21 protein-coding genes are annotated in these 22356 nt (G+C 67.4%); 14 read left to right on the forward strand and 7 right to left on the reverse strand.

The window, feature by feature from the left end; translation table 11 throughout:
• Window positions 1-98 precede the first annotated feature (98 nt).
• Window positions 99-584, forward strand: coding sequence for a MarR family winged helix-turn-helix transcriptional regulator (locus tag EH231_RS02230; protein WP_164480739.1), 486 nt, complete (start codon window positions 99-101; stop codon window positions 582-584).
• Here the strand turns inward: EH231_RS02230 and EH231_RS02235 are convergent.
• Genes EH231_RS02235 through EH231_RS02255 form a run of 5 tightly spaced genes read right to left on the reverse strand, consistent with a single transcriptional unit; the run spans window position 523 to window position 7351 of the window.
• The gene (locus tag EH231_RS02235) at window positions 523-3093 is read right to left on the reverse strand and encodes an AMP-binding protein (protein ID WP_124711791.1); all 2571 of its coding nucleotides are present in this window, start codon (window positions 3091-3093) and stop codon (window positions 523-525) included. The genes EH231_RS02230 and EH231_RS02235 overlap by 62 nt on opposite strands.
• Window positions 3090-4148, reverse strand: coding sequence for an ABC transporter ATP-binding protein (locus EH231_RS02240; protein WP_124711792.1), 1059 nt, complete (start codon window positions 4146-4148; stop codon window positions 3090-3092). Before EH231_RS02240 ends, EH231_RS02235 begins: the two co-directional genes overlap by 4 nt.
• Window positions 4145-5719 carry an ABC transporter permease gene (locus EH231_RS02245; RefSeq protein ID WP_090425107.1) on the reverse strand — a complete coding sequence of 525 codons (1575 nt, stop codon included), beginning with the start codon at window positions 5717-5719 and terminating at the stop codon, window positions 4145-4147. The genes EH231_RS02240 and EH231_RS02245 overlap by 4 nt, the downstream gene beginning before the upstream one ends.
• Window positions 5720-6736 (reverse strand): iron ABC transporter substrate-binding protein, encoded by a 1017-nt coding sequence (locus EH231_RS02250; protein WP_124711793.1) that lies wholly within the window; start codon window positions 6734-6736, stop codon window positions 5720-5722.
• 30 nt (window positions 6737-6766) lie between these two features.
• Window positions 6767-7351, reverse strand: coding sequence for a WHG domain-containing protein (locus EH231_RS02255; RefSeq protein WP_124711794.1), 585 nt, complete (start codon window positions 7349-7351; stop codon window positions 6767-6769).
• Window positions 7352-7412: 61 nt separating this feature from the next.
• Here EH231_RS02255 and EH231_RS02260 point away from each other — a divergent pair, with 61 nt between their 5' ends.
• From EH231_RS02260 to EH231_RS02305, 10 genes are all read left to right on the forward strand, one after another.
• The gene (locus tag EH231_RS02260) at window positions 7413-7781 is read left to right on the forward strand and encodes a YraN family protein (RefSeq protein ID WP_164480741.1); all 369 of its coding nucleotides are present in this window, start codon (window positions 7413-7415) and stop codon (window positions 7779-7781) included.
• A 1-nt stretch (window position 7782) separates the two neighbouring features.
• Window positions 7783-9294 (forward strand): YifB family Mg chelatase-like AAA ATPase, encoded by a 1512-nt coding sequence (locus tag EH231_RS02265; RefSeq protein WP_090425111.1) that lies wholly within the window; start codon window positions 7783-7785, stop codon window positions 9292-9294.
• Window positions 9291-10469: a DNA-processing protein DprA gene (gene dprA / locus EH231_RS02270; RefSeq protein WP_090425112.1), complete on the forward strand. Its 1179-nt coding sequence runs from the start codon at window positions 9291-9293 to the stop codon at window positions 10467-10469. Before EH231_RS02265 ends, dprA begins: the two co-directional genes overlap by 4 nt.
• Before the next feature lie 138 nt (window positions 10470-10607).
• On the forward strand, window positions 10608-11474 hold the full coding sequence (locus tag EH231_RS02275; protein WP_090425113.1) for a siderophore-interacting protein: 867 nt from the start codon (window positions 10608-10610) through the stop codon (window positions 11472-11474).
• A gap of 37 nt (window positions 11475-11511) precedes the next feature.
• A complete protein-coding gene (locus EH231_RS02280) occupies window positions 11512-12672 on the forward strand; it encodes a lactate 2-monooxygenase (RefSeq protein WP_090425114.1) in 1161 nt (386 codons plus the stop codon).
• 184 nt (window positions 12673-12856) lie between these two features.
• Complete coding sequence (locus EH231_RS02285; protein WP_090425115.1) at window positions 12857-13480, forward strand: TetR/AcrR family transcriptional regulator; 624 nt, start codon at window positions 12857-12859, stop codon at window positions 13478-13480.
• Window positions 13481-13502: 22 nt separating this feature from the next.
• Complete coding sequence (locus EH231_RS02290; protein WP_124711795.1) at window positions 13503-14549, forward strand: oxygenase MpaB family protein; 1047 nt, start codon at window positions 13503-13505, stop codon at window positions 14547-14549.
• Complete coding sequence (locus EH231_RS02295) at window positions 14546-16468, forward strand: acyl-CoA dehydrogenase family protein (RefSeq protein ID WP_124711796.1); 1923 nt, start codon at window positions 14546-14548, stop codon at window positions 16466-16468. Before EH231_RS02290 ends, EH231_RS02295 begins: the two co-directional genes overlap by 4 nt.
• Window positions 16469-16554: 86 nt before the next feature.
• Window positions 16555-17433, forward strand: coding sequence for a tyrosine recombinase XerC (locus tag EH231_RS02300; RefSeq protein WP_420891967.1), 879 nt, complete (start codon window positions 16555-16557; stop codon window positions 17431-17433).
• A 46-nt stretch (window positions 17434-17479) separates the two neighbouring features.
• Window positions 17480-18346, forward strand: coding sequence for an alpha/beta fold hydrolase (locus EH231_RS02305; RefSeq protein WP_241177868.1), 867 nt, complete (start codon window positions 17480-17482; stop codon window positions 18344-18346).
• 37 nt (window positions 18347-18383) lie between these two features.
• Here EH231_RS02305 and EH231_RS02310 read toward each other — a convergent pair whose 3' ends face one another.
• Window positions 18384-18725 carry a hypothetical protein gene (locus EH231_RS02310; protein ID WP_090425120.1) on the reverse strand — a complete coding sequence of 114 codons (342 nt, stop codon included), beginning with the start codon at window positions 18723-18725 and terminating at the stop codon, window positions 18384-18386.
• Between the two features lie 83 nt (window positions 18726-18808).
• Window positions 18809-19282, reverse strand: coding sequence for a M23 family metallopeptidase (locus EH231_RS02315; protein WP_090425121.1), 474 nt, complete (start codon window positions 19280-19282; stop codon window positions 18809-18811).
• Window positions 19283-19606: 324 nt separating this feature from the next.
• On the opposite strand from EH231_RS02315, the gene rpsB reads away from it, so the two are divergent.
• From rpsB to EH231_RS02330, 3 genes are all read left to right on the forward strand, one after another.
• Complete coding sequence (gene rpsB, locus EH231_RS02320) at window positions 19607-20437, forward strand: 30S ribosomal protein S2 (RefSeq protein ID WP_090425122.1); 831 nt, start codon at window positions 19607-19609, stop codon at window positions 20435-20437.
• 18 nt (window positions 20438-20455) lie between these two features.
• Window positions 20456-21283, forward strand: a complete 828-nt coding sequence (gene tsf, locus EH231_RS02325) for a translation elongation factor Ts (protein WP_090425123.1) — start codon at window positions 20456-20458, stop codon at window positions 21281-21283.
• Between the two features lie 209 nt (window positions 21284-21492).
• Window positions 21493-22347 (forward strand): LLM class F420-dependent oxidoreductase, encoded by an 855-nt coding sequence (locus tag EH231_RS02330; protein WP_090425124.1) that lies wholly within the window; start codon window positions 21493-21495, stop codon window positions 22345-22347.
• The last annotated feature ends 9 nt before the right edge of the window (window positions 22348-22356 follow it).

The raw sequence follows: 22356 nt of genomic DNA on the forward strand, positions 1-22356 counted from the left end.
AACCTCGCCCAAGTGAGACAGTAGCGCACATACTTCAGATAATGAACTATTTGCGGGATCTCGGTCCTGGAACGCGAGGTCAGGTAGGGTGTGACGTCGTGGCTGACACCATCGGAGCTGCCGACGACAGCGACATCGTGGACTTCCTCGGCGCCGCGACCGACATCCGGCGCATGATTTCAAACCTCACCACGCCCGTGGCCCGTGAGTACGGAATCTCCGAGCGCGCACTGGGCATCATCTTTCTGGTCCACGCTGGGCTCGACCGTCCGGGCATGCTGATCGACTACCTCAACGTCTTGCCGAGCACAATCACCTCAGATATCGACAAACTCGTCGCGGCAGGCCTTTTGCGACGAACCCCATCGAGCGACGACCGCCGAGGCATCCGTATCGAGGTGACCCGTCGGGGCGCTGGCGCACAGAAGAAGTCACTGGCCCAGTTGCACGACTTCTTTAGCGCTAAGGCGGCCGGCGTCGCCCTCGAAGAACTTCATGCGTGCATCGCCACGCTCCGCAAGCTCAGCGGCGTCCCGCAGTCCACAGTTCCGAATCCGCATCGCAAGGCCGACGACGTTTCCTGATCGAGAATCGTCGAGTCACGAGTGCGCACCACGATCGAAGGCCGTATCCATGGCCCGACCCGGCGGCGACAGATGCCACGTACTTCCGGGCCGCGTTGACCACGTAGGTGAGTGCCACGCCCGCAATCAATGCGGCCAGCACGCCGATCACCCGGTGGTCACCGAACAGCGGGTAGATCTGGTAGTGGGTGAGGTAGATGTACAGCGACGCCTCGGCGAGTATTCCGCAGCCCGTCGCCACCACGGCGGGGCAGCGCAGCGCGGGCAGCCAGATCAGCAGGGCGAACCCCGCCAGCACCAGGGTTTCTCGGCCACTGTTGTTGAAGTAGCCGTGCAGGCCGACCACCAGCACCAGCGTGACGATCACGCGCTGCCAGGTGGCCGTGGCCTTGGCCGCCGCCCATCCGGCAGCGAAGAACCAGAACGCCAGCACCGTGAACCAGGCGTCGCGGCCCAAGCCGAAACCGGGTAGGTCGTAGCGCAGTACCAGGCCCAACGCCAGGAACGCGGCGGCGAAGGCGAACGGGCGGCGCCGTTCCCATCGATCGGCGCCCGGCAGCGCACACACCGCGGTCAGCGCCACCAGGATCCAGAACAGCACTTCGACGAACCACAACCGCCCCGCGGTCATACTGTCGTGCGGCCCGAGGAACTTGTTGGCCAGCAACAGGTTCGAGGCGTGGTAGTCGTCGGTGAGGATCAGTGCGATGGCCACCCATGCGATCGAGGGCACCGCGATCCAGGCCATCGTGTTGCGCAGGTGGCGCAACCGCGTGAGCCGCGGCACCGGTGTCAGGCAGAACCGGCCGAAGTTGTAGCCGGCCACCCCGAGCAGGACGTGCGCACCGCCCCACAGCGCGAACAACTCGGCGTGCGAGCCGACGATGAGCACGATGGCCGCCGCGCGCAACGCGACACTGGTTTCCACGGTCGCCCATCGACGTGGTCGGGGTGTGCAGCTGTACTCCAGCTCCCGCAGCGCCATCCGGTGCCAATCCTTCGGCAGCCGGCCCAGGGCGCGTTCCAGCCGGACCGACATGGCCACGTAGGACAGTGAGTTGCCCCCGAGATCGACGAAGCTGGCGTCGCGGTCGATGGATTCGGCGGGGAGGTGTAGAACGTCGGCGAACATCTCCCGAAGGTCGGAACCATCGGAGAAGGGCGGTTCGGCGGCCAACGTGCGCACCGCGGCGTAGTCGGGCTTGCCCGAGACCAGCCGGGGGAGTTCGGCAACGAGCACGGCGCGCACCGCGCCGGCGGGCACACCCGCCGCGATGGCGGTCAGCTGTTGCACGTCGGAGGCGGTGGCTCCGCCGGCGTCGACAGCTGCGACGGCAAGGGTGTCACCGTCGTCCGTGCACAACACGGTCACCCCGCGGTCGGCCAGGGCGGCTTGTAGGCGGTCCAGGTCGATGCGCAGTCCGAACAGTTTCACGAACCGGCTACTGCGGCCGATGATCTGGTACAGGCCGTCAGGGCCGCACCGGGCGATGTCGCCGGTGCGCAGCTCCTCGACAGAGGCGCCGAGGGCCAGATCCTCGGGCTGTTGCGCGTATCCGAGCATCACATTGGCGCCGCGGTAGATCAGTTCCCCGGTGCCGTCGGGCCACGCGGCACCGGGGCGGATGGACAGGCTGCCGCCGGGGATCGCGCGGCCGATGGTCTCGGGATGTGACAGGGCCAATTCCGGTGGCAGATAGGCGATCCGAGCGGTCGCCTCGGTGGCCCCGTACATCACGAACAGTTGCCAGCCGCGGCGCTCTCCCAGTGCTGCGAAGCGGCGCACCCGATCCGGTGCCATCTGTCCGCCGGCCTGGGTGATGTAGCGCAGGTGGGGTAGGTCCATGGAGTCGAAGCCGATGCGGTCGAGCAGTTCGAATGTGTGGGGTACTCCGGCGAAGGTGGTGGCACGGTGGCGGGTGAACAGGTCCCAGAACTCGTCGTCGACCACCGAGCGGTCCGTGAGGATCAGGGCGGCGCCGCGCGGCAGGTGGCTGTTGACCACCGAAAGGCCGTAGCAGTACGACATCGGCAATGTGGTTGCCGCCCGGTCAGTCTCACTGATACCGAGGTACTCGGCGATGGCGGCGGCGTTGCTTGCCAGGTTGGTGTGGGACAACCGGACCAGCTTCGGTGACCCGGTGCTGCCCGAGGTCGACATCAGCAGCGCAAGGTCGTCGTGCAGTCGGTGCGTGCTGTGGGCGCGCCGATGGTGGATGCCCGCGGCGTCGATCACGGTATCGGGGGAGTAGGTCCGCAGGATCTCGCGGTGATCGCCGCCCGCGGGTACCGGCACGGATACGTGGCCGCCGGCGAGCGCGCCCAGATAGTGCACCAGGGTGGGCAGGTCGTTGCGTGCTTCGAGGAGCACGAGCCGGCGTTCGGGGCCCAGCGCCGTCGAGGCCTGTGACACGAGATCGGCAAGAGTCGAGTAGCTGACCTGCTGGGTATCGGTCACCACCGCGATCCGGTCACCGTGAGCCCGCAACGCCTCGACGATGGGGTTCAAGGCAATGCCGTCCCGGTGCCACGCACGTCGATTCGGACCTTGGTGTCGCATGCCGGCGGATTCAGGCTGTGCTGACGCACGACGATGGGCTCACCGGCCGCCGGCGGTTCGATGGTGAGCAGCACGTCGTGGCCGAGGAACTCGGTGGCGACCACGGTCCCCACGGTGGCCGCCGCTCCGGCATCATCCGCGCTGTCCGAGATCGCGGTGGCGACAAGTTGTTCGGGTCGCAGCACCAGTGTGCACGGACCGTCGGCGGCGCCGGACTGGACCGGTATGCGGCCCAGGGCGCTGTCGGCCCATCCGGACGTGACGGTGCCGGGCACCGTGATGCAATCTCCGAGGAACTCGGCGGTGAACCGGTCGGCCGGTTGGCGGTACACCTGCTCGGGTGTTCCGACCTGGGTGAATCTGCCCTCGCGCATCACCGCGATCTGATCGGAGATCGACAGCGCCTCCTCCTGGTCGTGCGTCACGATCAGGGTGGTCACCCCGGTGTCGGACAGCGCCCTTGCCACGGATTTGCGGGTGGCCGCGCGCAGCCCTGTGTCCAGGGCGCTGAACGGCTCGTCGAGCAGCATGACCACCGGCCGGCGGGCCAAGGCCCGGGCCAGTGCGACGCGCTGCTGCTGGCCGCCGGAGAGCTGGTGCGGCCGGCGTTGCGCGAACGAGGAATCCAGGGACACGGTGTCCAATAACTCACTGACCCGGGCTCGGGCCGCGGCACCGCGCTCGCGCAGACCGTAGGCGACGTTCTGGGCGACCGTCAGGTGCGGGAACAACGCGCCGTCCTGCGCCACATAGCCGACGTCGCGGCGGTGCGGGGCGACAGTGTTTGTGGGGCTTGCCATCTGGCGGCCGGCGATGGTCACGGTGCCCGCGTCGGGAGAATCGAAGCCGGCGATCACCCGCAGCAGCGTGGTCTTGCCGCAGCCTGACGAGCCGACCACCGCGGTGATGGTCCCCGGTGTCAGGGTCAGGTCGATACCGTCGAGCACCGTAGTGCCGTTGAAGGACTTGCGAAGTCCACGTACCTGCAGAACGTCGTCGGTCACAGGGCGGCCACCTTCGTCGACTGGCGCAACAACATCAGGGTCACAGGGATCGACAGGGCGATCAGCATCAGGGCGTAGGGTGCCGCCGCGGCGTAGTCCAGTTCGCTACTCAGCGACCAGAACCTCATCGCCAGGGTGCGGGTGCCGGTGGGCGCCAGTAGCAGCGTCGCCGTCAATTCCGTTGCCACCGCGACGAATACCAGCGAGGCGCCGGCCGCGGCGGCCGGGGCGGTCAGCCGGAGGGTGACACGCACGAACGTGCGCGCCGGCGACGCACCTAGCGAGCGGGAGGCCTCTTCCACCGACGGCGGCACCTGCGCCAGGCCCGAGCGCAGGCTGACCAGCGCGCGCGGCAAGAACAGCAGCACGTAGGCGCAGATCACCAGCGCCGCAGTCTGATAGAGCGGGGGAGCGTACCGGATCGCGACGGTGACCAGGGCGAGCGCGGTGACGATGCCGGGCATCGAGCTGGTGATGAAGTTGGCGCCCTCGATCGAGCGGGCCAGCAGACCGCTGTAGCGGACGGCGACCCAGGCGAACGGGAAGGCCAGCACGGTGGTCAGGACCGCGGCAGCGGCGGCGAGCGTGGCCGTCTGGGCCAGCGCGGTACCGATTTCCGTCGCATCCCACACCTGCGTGCCGCCGATCCAGAGCCAGCGCGTCAGCGTCCACAGCGGCACACCCAACGCCAGCGCGGCCAGTACCAGCAGCCCGGCGGTGGCCGGCAACATGGTGCGGCCCAGGCGCATCGGCATGCCGGCGCGCTGGGCGCCCGAACCGATCCGCGCGAACCGGGCGTTGCCGCGGGCGGCGGCCTCGGTGACCAGAAGCAGCAGGCATAACAGGACAAGGACGGCGGCCAGGGTGGCGCCGGCGGCGCCGTCGAAGGTGGCCTGGAACTGTTCGAAGATCGCGGTGGTGAAGGTCGAGAAGCGGATCATCGCGAACGCGCCGTACTCGGACAGCAGGTGGACACCGATCAGCAGGCCGCCACCCAGGATGGCCAGACGCAGCTGCGGCAGCACCACTCGGAAGAACACCCCGGACGATCCGGATCCCAGCGCGCGGGCCGATTCCTCCAGCGCCGGGTCGATGCGGCGCAGGGTGGCCGCGGCGGGCACGTAGACGAACGGGAAGTACGACAGCGTCGCGATCAGAATGCCTGCAGGCATTCCGTGCAGCGTCGGCAGCACGCTGACCCACGCGTAGCTGTTGACGAACGCCGGCACCGCCAGTGGCGCGACGAACACCGGCCGCCACCACGTGCGCCCCGGCAGATCGGTGCGCTCAACCAACCAGGCCGCACCGACCCCGAGCACCACACACAACGGCACGGTGATCACGACCAGGCCCACGGTGTTGAGCAGGAGTTCTCCGACCCGGGGCCGCACCACCAGCTCGATCACCCGGCGCGGACCGGTGGTGATCACCGACCAGGCGACGTAGCCCAGCGGGATGAACGTGGCCGCCAGCAACAGCACCACCGCGCCGCTCAGCCCTGGCCCGGGCCGGGCACCTGCGGAGCGCTGCGGAGTCGCCTGCTGCGTTGACGGGGGCTCGGTCGCGACCAATTACAGCAAGCCAGACTTTGTCATCAGGTCGGTGACCTTGGCGGCATCGAGATTGGACGGGTTGACCTCAGGAGCCTGCAACGTGTCCAACGGCGGCAGTACCGGGTTGGCCGCGACGCCACTGGCGACCGGATATTCGAACGAGGTGCCCTTCTGCAGCACCTCTTGACCGGCCTTGCCCGTGACGAACCGGAGGAACTGCTGGGCCTGGTCCTGCTTCTTGCTGGATTTCAAGACACCGCCGCCGGACAGGCTGACGAAGGCTCCGGGATCTTGGTTCTTGAAGTAGTGCAGTGCCGTGTTGCCGCTGATCTCCTTGGTCTTGGACTGATCGCGGAACCAGTAGTAGTGGTAGATGATCCCGCCGTCGACCTGGCCATCGTTGACGGCGCGCAGCGTCGCGATATTGTCTTGGAGCACAACGGCATTGGTCTTCAAACCGGCCAGCCATCGCGCGGTGGCCGGCTCGCCCTTCAGTTCGAGGATGGCCGCGACGATCGCCTGGAAATCCGCCTTGGCAGGCGGGGCGCCCCACCGGCCCTTCCATTGTGGCTGCTGCAGATCCATGATCGAGTGCGGCAGCTGGTCGGCCGGGAGCTTGGCCTTGTTGTAGACGAAGACGGTCGAGCGCGCCGCCACGCCGGTCCACTTGCCCGACGACGGCCGGAACTGGGCCGGGACCTGATCGAGGGTCTGCTGCTCGACGTCGGAGAACAGCCCGGCCTTCTCGACAGCGGCCATCGCCGGGGAGTTCTCGGTGAGGAACACGTCGGCGGGTGAGGCGTTGCCCTCGGCCACCAACTGGTTGCCGAGCTCGGTGTCGCCGCCCTGCCGGTAGGTGACCTTGATCCCGGTCTCCTTGGTGAACGCGTCGATCCACTCCTTGGTGAGCGACTCGTGCTGAGCGTTGTAGATCAGCAGTTCGTCAGACCCCGAACTGGAGCACCCGACCATGCCGGCCGCGATGGCGACGGCAGACAGGACAGCAGCAACCCGGCGGCTCCAACGTGTGCGCATCGAGTGAATCCTCTCGGTATTAGCTGAGCATCACCTAAGGACACTACCGGGGTGGGCGGGCGCGACGCCGGAGACAGCGGGATTCGCGGAGCGGCCGAAATCGCGGCTGCGCGGATCGTTGTTCAGTCGCGGTTCTTCAGGAGCGAGGCCAGCAGCCGCACGCCCGTGGAGGATGTCCCGGGCGGGCCGATCGGCGAGGTTGTCTGTCGCCTGCAGGGGGGCCAGGCCGTGCGACATGGACCAGCCCGCGCTGACGCGGCTCGCCAGGTCAGCGTCGGTGACGGTCTCGGGGCTGTGTGTACCGATCAGGTCGCTCTGGTGGCAGAGGTATGGCTGGAACAAGATCTCGTAGAACCCACGGTTTTCGAGCGTGAATCTCACGTACTCCGCACCGCCCGGTAGGAACCCGAGTTCTCCTTCCGCGACCGGGCCGATTGCCGCCGCCATTCGCCTGAATCCCTCCGTGGCGACGGCCGTGAACAGACCGGTCTTGTCGATGAAGTGATTGAGAATGCGCCGCGTGTGACACACCCGCTCGACGGGCGATTCGCCGGCGCTGCCATCCTTCCGAAGGGCCTCAATCGGGACCTTCCCTGGCCTGTGGATGAAGTCCACGCTGGGGATAACTCGGCCTGACTGAGCCGGTTCTGTCGGACCGTGTCCGCACCGTGTGGTCATGAGTTCTCTGACACGAGCCGAGATCGGCGCACTGGGTGAACAGTTGGCCGTCGAACATCTGGCGGCACAGGGATTGCGCACATTGACCCGCAACTGGCGGTGTCGTTACGGCGAGCTCGACGTGATCGCCGAAGAGGCCGCCACGAACACGGTGGTCTTCGTCGAGGTGAAGACCCGCACCGGGGACGGTTTCGGCGGGCTTGCCGAGGCGGTGACTGCGCAGAAGGTGCGCCGTATCCGCAGGCTGGCGGCACTGTGGCTGGCCGAGCAGGATGCCCACTTCGCCGCACTGCGTATCGATGTGATCGGGGTCCGCGTCGGCCGCCGCCGAGAACCCGAGCTGACGCACCTCAAGGGGGTGGGCTGAAATGGGTTTGGGTAGAGCCTATTCGGTGGCCGTGCGCGGGGTGGACGGCGTGATCGTGGAGATCGAGGCGGACATCACCTCGGGGCTGCCCAGCGTGAACCTGGTGGGGCTGCCCGACACCGCCCTGCAGGAATCCCGGGATCGGGTGCGCGCGGCCATCACCAATTGCGGCAACACGTGGCCGATGTCGCGCCTGACGTTGGCGTTGTCCCCGGCCACGCTGCGCAAGGTCGGTTCGGTCTACGACTTGGCACTGGCGGCGTCGGTGCTCTCGGCGCACACCAAGACGGCCTGGGCGCGATTGGAAAAGTCGGTGCTGCTCGGTGAACTCGCTCTCGACGGCCGGGTCCGTCCGGTGCACGGCGTGTTGCCCGCCGTGCTGGCCGCCAAGCAGGAGGGCTGGCCCACGGTCGTGGTGCCGGTGGACAACCTGGCCGAGGCCAGCCTGATCGACGGGATCGAGGTGTGCGGTGTGCGGACCCTGCGGCAATTGCAGGCCTGGCTTGATGGCAAGGGGGATCTGCAGGCCCGGGTCGCCGCGACGGAGCGGGCACCGGAGCCGATGGCAGACCTGGCCGACGTGGTTGGACAGGCCCAGGCCCGCTATGCCGTCGAGGTGGCGGCCGCGGGTGCCCATCACCTGATGTTGACGGGGCCGCCAGGTATCGGGAAAACGATGTTGGCACAACGGCTTCCGGGGCTGTTGCCGCCGTTGTCGTCGGCTGAGTCGCTTGAGGTGACAGCGGTACATTCCGTGGCGGGATTGTTGGCGGGGGATACACCGTTGATCACCCGACCGCCGTTTGTGGCTCCGCACCACACCTCGAGCGTGGCCGCGCTGGTCGGTGGTGGAAGCGGGTTCGCGCGCCCCGGGGCGGTCAGCCGGGCGCATCGGGGTGTGTTGTTTCTCGACGAGTTCCCCGAAATGGGATCAAGTGCCCTGGAAGCGCTGCGAACTCCATTGGAGGACGGCGAGATCCGGTTGGCTCGCCGTGACGGTGTGGCGTGTTATCCGGCCCGGTTCCAACTGGTCCTGGCGGCGAATCCCTGCCCGTGCGCGCCGCCGAATTCGGCCGACTGCGTCTGTTCGGCCCAAGCCAAGCTCCGGTACCGGGGCAAGCTGTCGGGGCCACTGGTGGATCGTGTCGACTTGCGGGTGGAGCTGTACCCGGTCAGCGCCGGGGCATTCACACCGCAGTCGGGCGAAAGCAGTGCAGTGGTGCGTGAGCGGGTCGCCGCAGCCCGCCTCGCCGCCCAGGAGCGGTGGAAACCCTATGGGATCGGCACGAACGCCGAGGTCAGCGGCCCGCTGCTGCGTCGCGAATTCCGATTGCCCAAAGCCGCGATGGAGCCGCTGCGGTCAGTGCTCGACCGTGGGGTGATCAGCATGCGCGGTGCCGACCGGTGTTTGAGGGTCGCCTGGACCCTGGCGGATCTGGGTGGACGGACCATTCCCGCCCATGAGGACGTCGCCGCCGCACTGAGCTTCCGGCAAGCCGGGGGTGTGTCATGACCGACGAAATGCGGCGCGCATGGGCGTATCTGTCGCGGGTGGCCGAACCGCCGTGCCCGCAGTTGACGGCCTTGGTCACGCAAGTCGGTCCGATCGAGGCGGCCGGCCGGGTCAAAGCCGGTCAGGTCGAGGCCGAGGTGTTGCGCCGAATCGAGGCGCGCCGGGAATTCGATTGTGCGGCAGAAGACCTGGATATCCTCGACAGAATGGGTGGGCGGCTGATCACGCCCGATGACGACGAGTGGCCGCTGCTGCGATTCCGGGCCTTTCGCGGGGATGAGGTGCAAAAGCGTCGGAATGGTCACCCTCCGTTGGTGTTGTGGGCGGTCGGGCCCGTGCGCCTCGACGAGGCGGCAGAGCGGGCCGCGGCGATCGTCGGCACCCGTGCGGCCACCGCTTACGGCGAGCATGTCGCCGCCGAGTTGGCCGCCGGCTTGGCCGAGCGGGATGTCACGGTGGTGTCCGGCGGGGCCTATGGCGTCGATGGGGCAGCCCACCGCGCAGTGTTGGCATGTGAGGGGGTGACGGTCGCGATTGTGGCCGGTGGCATCGACAACCCGTACCCGGCCGGGCACAGCGCGCTGTTCCACCGGATCCGCCAGGACTGTCTGTTGGTCAGCGAGTACCCGCCCGGGATGGCGCCGGGCCGGTTGCGGTTCCTCACCCGCAACCGGTTGGTGGCCGCCCTTTCCGGGGCGACCGTGGTGGTGGAGGCCGGGTTGCGTAGCGGCGCCGCCAGCACTGCGTCCTGGGCCAAGGCGTTGGGCCGTCCGGTGTGTGCCGTTCCGGGTCCGGTGACCTCGGCTGCATCGGCGGGCTGCCATGCGCTGCTGCGGCACGGCGCTGTCCTGGTCGACCGTGCCGAGCAGATCGTCGAACTCGTCGGTCGCATGGGCGAACTGGCACCGGAAGCGCCCCATCCCTCTGCGCCGCTCGATGGGCTCGCGCCAGTTGAGAAACAGGTCTATGACGCGCTGCCGGCGCGCGGTGCTCACACCGTGGACGAGATCGCGATGCTCGCCGCGCTGCCTCCGCACCAGGTGCTGGGGCCGTTGACGATGTTGGAGTTCGCCGGGCTGGTCGAAAGCGTCGACGGATGCTGGCGGATCATGCGTCGGCGACGGGTCCACCCGGCAACTCCCGGGTCGGCAGGGGAGAAGCAGGTATCCGCGTGAACAAGGAACGGGCAGACCTCGATGCGATGGCGCGGCGACCCGAGGCCTCATTCACGTAGCCCCCAGGCAGGCCGGTGGCCTCCGTATAGTCGATGAGGTCGGCTAATAAACGAGCGGCAGATGATTTTTGGAGGCGCCATGGCAGGACGACCAATGCACACATTCCAGGTGGTGCATCGCGAGCAGCTGACCCCCCACATGGTCAGGTTGGTACTGGGTGGATCGGTTGAAGGGACGGGTTTCGACACTTTCTCGCCCAACGACTTCAGCGACGCTTACGTCAAACTCGCCATCGTCCCTGCTGTTGTCGATGTGTCAGCGCTGCCGAAACCCTTGACGCTGGACAGCTTTCAGGAGCTGCCCACCGAACTGCGCCCCACGGTGCGGACCTACACCGTGCGTAAGTTCGACAAGGAGCGCCGCGAGATCACCATCGACTTCGTCGTGCACGGTGAGCAAGGCGTGGCCGCACCCTGGGCTGCGGCAGCGGTGCCGGGCCAGCCCGCCTACCTGATGGGGCCCAGTGGGGCCTACACCCCGGACCCGGCCGCCGACTGGCACCTGCTGGCCGGTGACGAGGCCGCTCTGCCGGCCATCGGTGCGGCCCTGGAGGCCTTGCCCGCGGATGCGACCGGCAAGGTCTTCATCGAGGTCGCCGGCGATGAGGACGAGATCGAGCTCGCCGCTCCGGCCGGGGTCGAGGTCAACTGGATTCACCGCGGTGGGCGGGCCGACCTGGTCGGCGAGGACAAGGCCGGAGACAACGCGCCGTTGATCGCGGCGGTCAAGGAGGCAGCCTGGCTGCCGGGTCAGGTTCAGGTGTTCATCCACGGCGAGGCTCAGGCCGTCATGCACAACCTGCGCCCCTACATCCGCAAGGAGCGCGGCGTCCCGGCGAAATGGGCCGGGTCGATCTCGGGGTACTGGCGCCGCGGCCGTACCGAGGAGACTTTCCGGCAGTGGAAGGCCGAGCTGGCGAAAGCGGAGGCCGACACCGCGGGCTGATAGCAGGTTGGCTGTCCGGGATGGAAAGGTAGCCGTCATGGCCTATGGCGACTATCAACTCGAGATCTACCTGCAGGGGCTGTCCGGCGTGCTGCCGACCATGCCGATGGACTACGCGGGACTGGAGGCCAAGGCCCAGGCGGCCATGCCGGCCTCGATCTGGTCTTACGTGGCAGGCGGGGCCGGCGACGAGCGCACCCAGCAGGTCAACCGCACCGCGTTCGACCGGTGGGGCCTGATGCCGCGCATGCTCAACGCCCACCGGGACCGCGATCTGTCCGTAGACCTGTTCGGGCTCACTCTGCCGTCGCCGTTGTTCATGGCCCCCATCGGCGTGCTGGGGATCTGCGGGCAGGACGGTCACGGTGACCTGGCCGGTGCCCGTGCCGCCGCTCGCACCGGGGTACCGATGGTGCTGTCCACGCTCACCGAGGACCCGCTCGAAGACGTCGCTGCCGAATTCGGTGACACCCCAGGCTTTTTCCAGCTGTACACACCGACCGACAAGGATCTGGCCGCCAGCCTGGTACAGCGCGCCGAGAAGGCCGGATTCAAGGGCATCGTCGTCACGCTCGACACCTGGGTGCCGGGCTGGCGGCCGCGGGACCTGGCCACCTCGAACTTCCCGCAATTGCGCGGCAAGTGCCTGGCCAACTACACCAGCGATCCGGTGTTCCGTGCCGGTCTGCAGCAACCGCCCGAGGAGAACCCGCAGGCCACCGTGCTGCGCTGGGTCAGCCTGTTCGGCAATCCGCTCACCTGGGACGACCTGCCGTGGCTGCGGTCACTGACCAAGCTGCCGCTGATCCTCAAGGGCATCTGCCATCCCGATGACGTCCGGCGGGCCAAGGACGGTGGCGTCGACGGCATCTACTGCTCCAATCATGGTGGGCGCCAAGCCAATGGCGGCATTCCCGCGATCGACTGCCTGCCCGGGGTGGTCGAGGCCGCCGACGGGCTGCCGGTGTTGTTCGACTCGGGCATCCGCAACGGTGCCGACATCGTCAAGGCGCTCGCACTGGGTGCAACCGCGGTCGGCGTGGGCCGCCCCTATGCGTACGGGCTGGCGCTGGGCGGCGCCGACGGCATCGTGCACGTGCTGCGGTCGCTACTCGCCGAGGCCGACCTGATCATGGGTGTCGACGGGTATCCGACGCTGGCCGATCTCACGCCCGAGGCGCTGCGGCGGGTCGACTGATCTCCCTAGCGCTCCCGACACCGCGGTCCGCGGGGTCGGTTTGGCGCGCTTTCTTTGTCACGTTGGGGTGGCGCTCGGGCTCGACCGCCACCCCAAGGTGACGAACCGCGGATAAAAGACGCAGACAAAGAGGCAGGTCATGGCGTCTGGCCAATGATTATTCATCGGTGTAGCATTTTCCTTCATGAGTGTAGAAACCGTCCGCGAGCGGGCCGCCCACCTGGGCCCCGAGCGGCGGCGTCCGCAGGTGCTGGATGCGGCTCTGGCCATTGCGGTGACCGAGGGGATCGCCGCAGTCACGATCGGCGCGGTGGCTCAGCGGCTCAAGGTCACCCGCCCGGTGGTGTATTCATGTTTTCCCGACCGGGTGGAATTGCTGAGGGCCTTGCTCGAGCGGGAGCTGGCGCTGCTGGTCCAGGGGGCGATCGATGCGCTGCCGTACGGCCGCGCGGACGCCGACGAGACCGTCTTCGTCGAGGGCTTCCAGGCGCTGCTTGAGACGGTCGCCGGCCGGCCCGATTCCTGGCGGCTCGTGATGAGCGCCGACCCGGATCCGGCCGTGGCCAAACACTTCCGCAGCGGTCGCGCGCTGATGGTCGGCAAGGTCTCCCGGCGGCTGGCGCCCACGCTGGAACGTTGGGGCACCACCGACGCCGACAAGAAGCTGCCGGTGTTGGTCGAGCAGTTCGTGTCCACCTGTGAAGGCGCGGTGCGGACCTTGTTGCATGACGACGGAAAAGACTGGACCCCGACCACATTGGGTGAATTCATCGGATCGGCCACCTACCGGGCGTTTCGCACCGCCTGATCCAGAACAGAGGAGTTTTCGCATGTCTGATCTCCAGCCGATGGCTGACTACGGGTTCTTCGGGCCGGATTCGGTGACCTGGAAGGTGTGGGGCCATGCCACCACGCCGATCATCGGACTGCAGCGCGCCGTGGTGGTCGAGGAACTCGATCCCGCCCTGATCGCCGCGGTCGACACCACCGGCGCCAATTACGACCGGCCCCGCACCCGTTACGACCGGACCGTGCGTTACTTCGCCATGGTCGCTTTCGCCGACACCGAATCGGTGCTCAAGACCGCCGATATTCTGGTGAAAGTCCACTCGAAAGCCATTGGTACCGAACCCCTGAGCGGCAACAAGTACGACGCCAACGACCCCCAGTCGCAGCTGTGGATCCTGCTCACCGGCTGGCACTCGGTGCTCAAGGCCTACGAGCTGTACGGCGGCGGCAAGCTGACGGCCGAGGAGGAGGCCCGCTACTGGCAGGACTGCGCCCGCGCCGCCGAGTTCCAGACCTGCGATCCGGCCGACGTCCCGCGGACCCGTGAGGGCATCAACGGGTACTTCGAGCAGATGCGGCCACACCTCGCCGTCAGCGAGGCCGCCCGCGCGATGATGGACCACCTGCTCAACGCCAAGGTGGTGCTGCCGCCCGCGCCGCGTGCTGCGAAGCCGGCCGTCGAGATTCTCAACTGGTTCCTCCGTGCGGGCACCATCGCCACCATGCCGCGGTGGATGCGCCGACTCAGTGGATTCGATCAGCCGCGCGCGGTCGACCTGGTCGTGCGGCCGGTGCTCAAGCTCGGCTTCGGTTTGGTCAACCGCGTACCGCGGCTGAAGCTGTTGGTGGCCAAGATCATTTCGCCGTCCGTGGTGCCGATCGCTGGTCCTTGCATCATGGGCATACCGCCGCGGTCGACCGAGGTGCTCAGCCCCGAAGAAGGGCGCAAGCGCTACGGCTACGTCAAGCCCGCCGATGCGCACAAGGAGTTGCGGGCTCGCCAGCACGAGCGGGTGTTCGGACGGGGACAACTGCCCAGCGACGAAGGCCTCATCGAATCTCAGTCCTACCTAGGGAGTTTGGCGTGACCGCACGATCTGATGTCCTGTTCGACCCGAACCGGACCGACTTCGACCAGTTCGACAGCAGAACCCGGGAGATCTTCCGGGCCACCATCGACTTCTTCGAGTCCCACGGCAAGCGGTGGCTCAAGCAGCAGGACCGGGATCGGGTCTGGTACAGCGACTTTCTCGACCTGGTCAAGCGGGAGGGCATCTTCGCGACGTTCCTGACGCCTGCGTCGGAGGCCGCCGGCGATCCCGACAAGCGCTGGGACACCGCGCGCAATGCCATGTACAGCCAGATTCTCGGGTTCTACGGGATGCAGTACTGGTATGTCTGGCAGGTCACCATTCTCGGTCTCGGTCCGATCTGGCAGTCGGAAAACACGGCGGCGCGCAAGAAGGCTGCCGCCCTGCTGGATTCGGGGGAGATCTTCGCCTTCGGGCTGTCCGAGCAGGACCACGGCGCCGACGTCTACTCGACCGACATGGTGCTGACACCGAACGCGGATGGGTCGTACTCGGCGAACGGCGGCAAGTACTACATCGGCAACGGCAACCTGGCCGGCATGGTCTCGGTGTTCGGCCGTCGCTCCGACAAACCCATCATCGACAGTTCCGATCTCGACCGGCGCCGTCCCGCGCAGGACTTCGAGGGATACCTGTTCTTCGCCGCCGACACCCAGCATTCGAACTACCACCTGCGCAAGAACGTCGTCGACGGCCAGATGTACGTCGCGGCGTTCGACCTGGAGAACTATCCGGTCAGTGCCGACGACATCCTGCACGAGGGCAAGGCAGCCTTCAACGCCGCGATCAACACCGTCAACATCGGCAAGTTCAACCTCGGATTCGGGGCGATCGGGGCTTGTGAGCACGCCATGTACGAGGCCGTCACCCACGCCGAGAACCGCGTGCTGTTCGGCCAGCGGGTCACCGAGTTCCCGCAGATCCGCCGTATGCTCGCCGACGGCTACGCCCGCTTGATCGGGATGAAGCTCTACAGCGAGCGGGCCATCGACTACATGCGCAGCGCGAGCGCGGACGACCGGCGTTACCTGTTGTTCAACGCGATCGAGAAGATGAACGTCACCCGCGAGGGCGAGAAGATCGTGACGTTGCTCGCCGATACCATCGCGGCCCGGGCTTTCGAATCCGACATGTACTTCACCATGGCGCTGCTGGGGCTCACCGGCTTGCCGCGGCTGGAGGGCACGGTGCACGTCAACATGGCGCTGTCGCTGAAGTTCATGCAGAACTACATGTTCGGCGCGTCAGATGCGGCGCTGGCCGCCATGTCCGTTCTGCCTGTCGGCCGGGCGCCGGCGCCGCTGGTGAGCGCGCTCGCCGGTGGTTTGCGTGCGGTCGGCGGTGCCATCGCTGGTTCACCTGTGGCGCAACGCATTCCGCAACTCAAGTCGCTGCTGGCCGAGGTGCCGCGGATTCCGACGCGCCGGGATGCGACCAATGACGACTTCTTGTTCCGGCAGGGGCCGAGCAGTGGGTTGGCGAAGATCCGGTTCGGGGACTGGCAGTCGGTGCTGAGCCGTTTTTCGTCGACGCCGAATGTCGCGGTCCTCCTCGACCAGGCCCAGGCGTTGCAGACTCTGCTGGCGGTGGCGACACCCACCGCCGACCAGCAACGCAACGTCGACTTCCTGTTCGCGATCGGTGAGATGTTCACCCTGATCCCGTACGCCCAGCTGATCCTGGAGCAGGCGGAGATCGAAGCGATCGACACCGATCTGATCGACCAGCTGTTCGAGGTGCTCGTCACCGACATGTCCACGCATGCGACCAAGCTGCATTGCCATCCGGATGCCACTGCGGTGCAACAGCAGCGCGCCCTCGACATCGTCAAGCAGCCGGTGGCGGACGGCGCCCGCCGCGATCGCGTGGTGGCAGGTGTGCGCGGACTGGCCGGCCGCTACGAGATGAACCCGTGATGGTCACGCGACGGTAGCGGCTCGGCGCGTCGGGTGCAGGGCCGGCGTAGTTCTGCCACGGTGGCAGGGTGCCCGCAGTTCAGGATGTGCTCGCCGAGTTCGACGAATACCTGGCGCTGCAGTGCGGCAGGTCTGAGCACACCCGCCGGGCGTATCGCGGTGATCTGTTGGCGTTGTTCGATTTCACCGGCGGTGAACTGGACACCGTGACTCTGCCGAGGCTGCGGTCCTGGCTGGCCAGCCAGGCCGCGGCCGGAGTTGCGCGGACCACGCTGGCGCGCCGCACCTCCACGGTCAAGACCTTCTGTACCTGGGCGAGTCGGCGCGGATTGCTGCCGGACGACGCCGCGGCCCGGTTGCAGGTCCCCAAAGCGCACCGCACCCTGCCTGCGGTGCTGCGTCGCGATCAGGCCGTCGACGCCATGGAGGCGATGAATTCCGCGGCGCGCGAGGGTGATCCGCTGGCTCTGCGGGACCGGCTGATCGTGGAGATGCTCTATGCCACCGGGATCCGGGTCAGCGAGTTGTGCGGACTGGACATCGACGACATAGACACCTCGCGCCGGGTACTGCAGGTGCTCGGCAAGGGCAACAAACAGCGCACGGTCCCGTTCGGGGACCCCGCACACGTCGCGTTGAGAGCCTGGCTCACCGAAGGTCGCCCTGCCCTGGCCACTTCCGATTCCGGTCCGGCACTGCTGCTAGGAGCCCGCGGTAAACGGCTCGATCCGCGTCAGGCCCGCACTGTGGTGCACCAGACCGTCTCTGCCGTCGACGGGGCCCCCGACATCGGCCCGCACGGGCTGCGGCACAGCGCTGCCACCCACCTGCTCGAAGGCGGCGCCGACCTGCGCGTCGTGCAGGAGTTGCTGGGCCACACCTCGTTGGCCACCACGCAGCTCTACACCCACGTCAGCGTCGAACGGCTGCGAGCGGTGCACGACCAGGCCCACCCGCGGGCCTGATACCGCCGAACGTGAAGATCTAGGAGAACGCGCAATCCGATCCATCGTGGACCTGCCTTCCGGACCCGTCTCGTATCTCACCTGGGCGCCGCACCATCCCACGTCGACCGTGGTGTTGCTGCACGGCGGCGGCGTGGACAACGCATCGCTGTCATGGGGTGGCGTCGGCCCCCGACTGGCCGACGCGGGTTACCGCGTCATCGCCCCGGATCACCCCGGCTACGGCCAGAGTCCGCCGGCGCGACAGCCGGTGACCCAGGACCGGCTGGTCGCCCATGTCGCGGAGTTCGTCGACGGGATGGAGCTGGACCGCTATGTGATCGGCGGGTTGTCCCTCGGTGGCGGCATGACGATCGGCCACGTGCTGGACCGCCCGGACCGGGTGGCCGGCGCGATGCTGCTGGGCAGCTACGGCATCATGCCCCGGTTGTCGTACGGACCGCTGTCAGGCGTCCGTCAACTGGTCACCTGGGCGATGCTGCGCACGGGTCTGCTCGGCGCGGTCACGCGCTGGGCCGGCACCAATCGGGCCGCGATGACACGCAGCATGCACGCACTGATCAGGGATCCGCGGCAGCTGACCGATGCGTTGATGGACGAGATCATGACTGCCGCAGCACAACCCGGTGGATTCGACGCCTTCGAACAATGGCAACACGACCAGGTCGGGTGGAACCTGCTGCGCACCGACTACACGCCGCGGCTCGTCGAGGTGAGGTGTCCAACGCTTGTCATCCACGGCGATCGTGACCCCGGCGTTCCCGCCGCGCGGGCCCGCGCCGCTGCCGAGCGGATCCCGGATGCGCGCCTGCATATCGTCGGCGGTGCCGGGCATTGGGTTCAGCGTGATCAGCCGGACGTCGTGCTCGACGCGATCAGCGGATTCCTGCGGGACATCAACGCAGCAGCCTGAGCACCTCGGCCAGGTGCGGCAGAGCTGATTCGCGGTTTCAGTCGGCGGTCGTCGAGCTCTCTGCGGCTTCGCGCTTGAGGTGCAGGTACGAAACAACCAGCCCGAATATGAAGAGCACGCCGGCGAACAGGAAGATCCCGCCGAAGCTGGCCAGCTGGAAGCCTTCATCTCGGTTTCGTGATCGCTGCTGGTCGTAGTCGTTGAGCCATGAGGAGTGCCGACCGATATTGCGGCATTGATCACCCTGGTGCATCACCCAATCTCCGCAGGTGACATCAGCACGGAAGGCCAGCTCCAACCCAGGAATGGCAAGCGCCAGGCCGACGCCGAAACACACCACGGTGCATATCGACAGAAAGATCCATCGTGCCTTGCTCACACTGTGCACCTCTCGCGTCGAAGCCAGGAATGAGGCTAACGGCAACCTCAGCCCAGTTTCTGCACCAAATTTTGGACACCAGTTCAACCCTCCAGCGGCTTGAGCCGGACCGGGGTCTCGGCCAGCAGCCCGATTGGGTCGACGTAGTCGGCCCGGGCCGCCGCACCCCACATCGCACCCCAGTGCAGGCACGCGGCCGCCCCACAACCGGGATGACCGGCCAGCAGCGTGCCGAGCAGCTGGCCTTGACCCACGGTCTGACCGGGCCGCACGGCTGCTTGCACCGGTTCGTAGCTGGTGCGCAGCCCACCCGGATGGGCAAGCGAGACCACCGGACGCCCCGCGAGCACCCCGGCGAAGACGACCGTGCCCGGGCCCGCGGCGTAGACGGGTTGCTGGGGTGTGGCCGCCAGGTCGACGCCCCGGTGGCCGCGATTCCAATTGGGGGAGGGGGCGTCGAAACCCCTGGTCACCACCGGTCGCGGTGATACCGGCCAATGCAGCCGCGAGCCCTCGGCGTGGGCGCAGGCCGGCCACGACAACGCCATACCCAGCATCAACAACGTCGCGGCAATCCTCACCAGCTCAGTTCAACGTCACCTCGGGCCGCGCGGAAGCCCCGAAACCGGGCGCTGTGGATGAATGCGCCCCGCTTTGCCGCGTGGTAAAAGCAGGCCTGTTCAGCGTGTAAACTTCTACCCGCAGCTCGCTAGCGGGCTGACTTCGCGTGTCTGCGCATATCGATCGCCTCGACGGGGTCGTACACGGATGCCGACGGTCCTGACCTGGGATTTTCCAGATCGGGTTCGGCAGCTGGCAGGCACCAGGGCCTGGCATCACCCGACGCCGGGCGACAACCGACACAAAGGAACCACCTACTCATGGCTGTTGTAACCATGAAGCAGCTGCTTGACAGCGGCGCTCACTTCGGGCATCAGACCCGTCGCTGGAACCCCAAGATGAAGCGGTTCATCTTCACCGACCGCAACGGCATCTACATCATCGATCTGCAGCAGACGCTGACCTACATCGACAAGGCCTACGAGTTCGTCAAGGAGACGGTGGCCCACGGCGGCACCGTCCTGTTCGTCGGCACCAAGAAGCAGGCGCAGGAGTCCATCGCCGAAGAGGCCACCCGCGTCGGCATGCCCTACGTGAACCAGCGCTGGCTGGGCGGCATGCTCACCAACTTCTCCACCGTGCACAAGCGCCTGCAGCGCCTCAAGGAGCTTGAGGCCATGGAGCAGACCGGTGGCTTCGAGGGTCGCACCAAGAAGGAAATCCTCATGCTCACGCGTGAGAAGAACAAGCTTGAGCGCAGCCTCGGCGGTATCCGGGACATGCAGAAGGTGCCCTCGGCCATCTGGGTCGTCGACACCAACAAGGAGCACCTGGCGGTCAACGAGGCCATCAAGCTGGGTATCCCGGTCATCGCGATCCTGGACACCAACTGCGATCCCGACCAGGTCAACTACCCGATCCCGGGTAACGACGATGCCATCCGTTCGGCTGCCCTGCTGACCAAGGTCGTCGCCTCCGCGGTGGCCGAGGGCCTGCAGGCTCGCGCCGGCCAGGGTGCCGGTGAGAAGCAGGACACCGAGGGCGCTGAGCCGCTCGCCGAGTGGGAGCAGGAGCTGCTCGCCGGTGCGACCGCCGGAACCGCCGAGGGCGAGGCCGCTGCTGCACCCGAAACATCCACTGACGCTTCGTAATTCCAGGAGAAGTCTTAAATGGCTAACTACACCGCTGCCGACGTCAAGCGACTGCGGGAGCTGACTGGCGCCGGCATGCTCGACTCGAAGAACGCCCTGGTCGAGGCCGGCGGCGACTTCGACAAGGCTGTCGAACTGCTTCGTATCAAGGGCGCCAAGGACGTCGGCAAGCGCGCTGAGCGCGCCACTGCCGAGGGTCTGGTCGCGGCCAAGGACGGCGCGCTGATCGAGCTGAACTCCGAGACCGACTTCGTCGCCAAGAACGCCGAATTCCAGGAGCTGGCCGACCAGGTCGTCGCGGCGGCTGCCGCTGCGAAGGCCGGCGACGTGGATGCCCTCAAGGCCGCCAAGGTCGGGGACACCACCGTGGAGCAGTCCATCGCGGACCTCAGCGCCAAGATCGGTGAGAAGCTCGAGCTGCGTCGGGCCGCCTACTTCGACGGCACGGTCGAGACCTACCTGCACAAGCGTGCCGCGGACCTGCCGCCGGCCGTCGGTGTGTTGGTCGAGTACCAGGCCGGCGACGCGGAGAAGGGCAAGGAGGCCGCGCACGCGGTCGCCCTGCAGATCGCCGCGCTCAAGGCCAAGTACCTCACCCGCGAGGACGTGCCCGAGGACATCGTCGCCAACGAGCGTCGTATCGCCGAGGAGACCGCGAAGGAAGAGGGCAAGCCCGAACAGGCTCTGCCCAAGATCGTCGAAGGTCGCGTCACGGGCTACTACAAGGACGTCGTGCTGCTGGACCAGCCGTCGGTGTCTGACAACAAGAAGACCGTCAAGGCGCTGCTGGACGAGGCCGGCGTCACCGTGACCCGCTTCGTGCGGTTCGAGGTCGGTCAGGCCTAAGCACCAGAAGACTCGGGCGGCACATCACACCCGATTGACGGCTCGGCCGTCGCCGCCCGTCGCAAAACCCCGCGCTCATTCCGGCGATCCCGGAAAGTGCGGGGTTTTGTTCATTCGTGACATGGTCGGTGCCGGGTAGTTGCTTACGCAGGGGCAAGGGGCTTTGCCGATGTGGGAGTGTGGCAGGTACCAATGGTGTTGGAGGTGACATGCGCGTAGGTGTGGTGTTTCCGCAGACGGAACTCGGCGGAGATCCGGGAGCCGTGCGCGCCTACGGCCAGCGTGTCGAAGAGCTGGGGTTCACCCACATCCTGGCCTACGACCACGTCGTCGGCGCGGATCCGGCCGTCCACCGGGACTGGGCGGGGCCCTACGACCTGTACACCACGTTCCACGAGCCCATGGTCATGTTCGGTTATCTGGCCGCGGTGACCTCGCTGGAACTGGTGACCGGGGTGATCATCCTGCCGCAGCGCCAGGCCGTGCTGGTGGCCAAACAGGCGGCCGAGGTCGACCTGCTCACCGGCGGGCGGCTGCGCCTGGGCGTCGGGCTGGGCTGGAATGCGGTCGAGTACGAGGCGCTCGGCGAAGACTTCGGGAACCGCGGCAAGCGGTCGGAGGAGCAGGTCGAGCTGATGCGCCGGCTGTGGACCGAATCGTCGGTGACATTCGAGGGCCGCTACCACCGGGTGACCGGTGCCGGCCTGGCACCGCTGCCGGTGCAGCGCCCGATCCCGGTGTGGTTCGGAGCGGCCTCCGCGCGGGCGCTGGAGCGCGCCGGCCGGCTGGGCGACGGTTGGTTCCCGATGGTGGGGCCCGGTCCGGAGCTTGAGGACGCCCGTGCGCGGGTCGAGCGCGCGGCCGTGGCCGCCGAGCGCGATCCGTCCACCATCGGTATGGAGGGCCGGGTGGGCTGGGCCGGCGATCCGGACAAGGCCGCGGCCGACATCGCCGCGTGGGCCGAGGCCGGGGCCACCCACGTCACGGTGAACACCATGGGCGCCGGACTGCGCACAGTCGACGAGCATCTGGCCGCGCTGCAGAGCGTGGCTCGGACACAGTGACGGCGGCTG

The organism is Mycolicibacterium nivoides, assembly GCF_003855255.1.
GTDB lineage: Bacteria > Actinomycetota > Actinomycetes > Mycobacteriales > Mycobacteriaceae > Mycobacterium > Mycobacterium nivoides.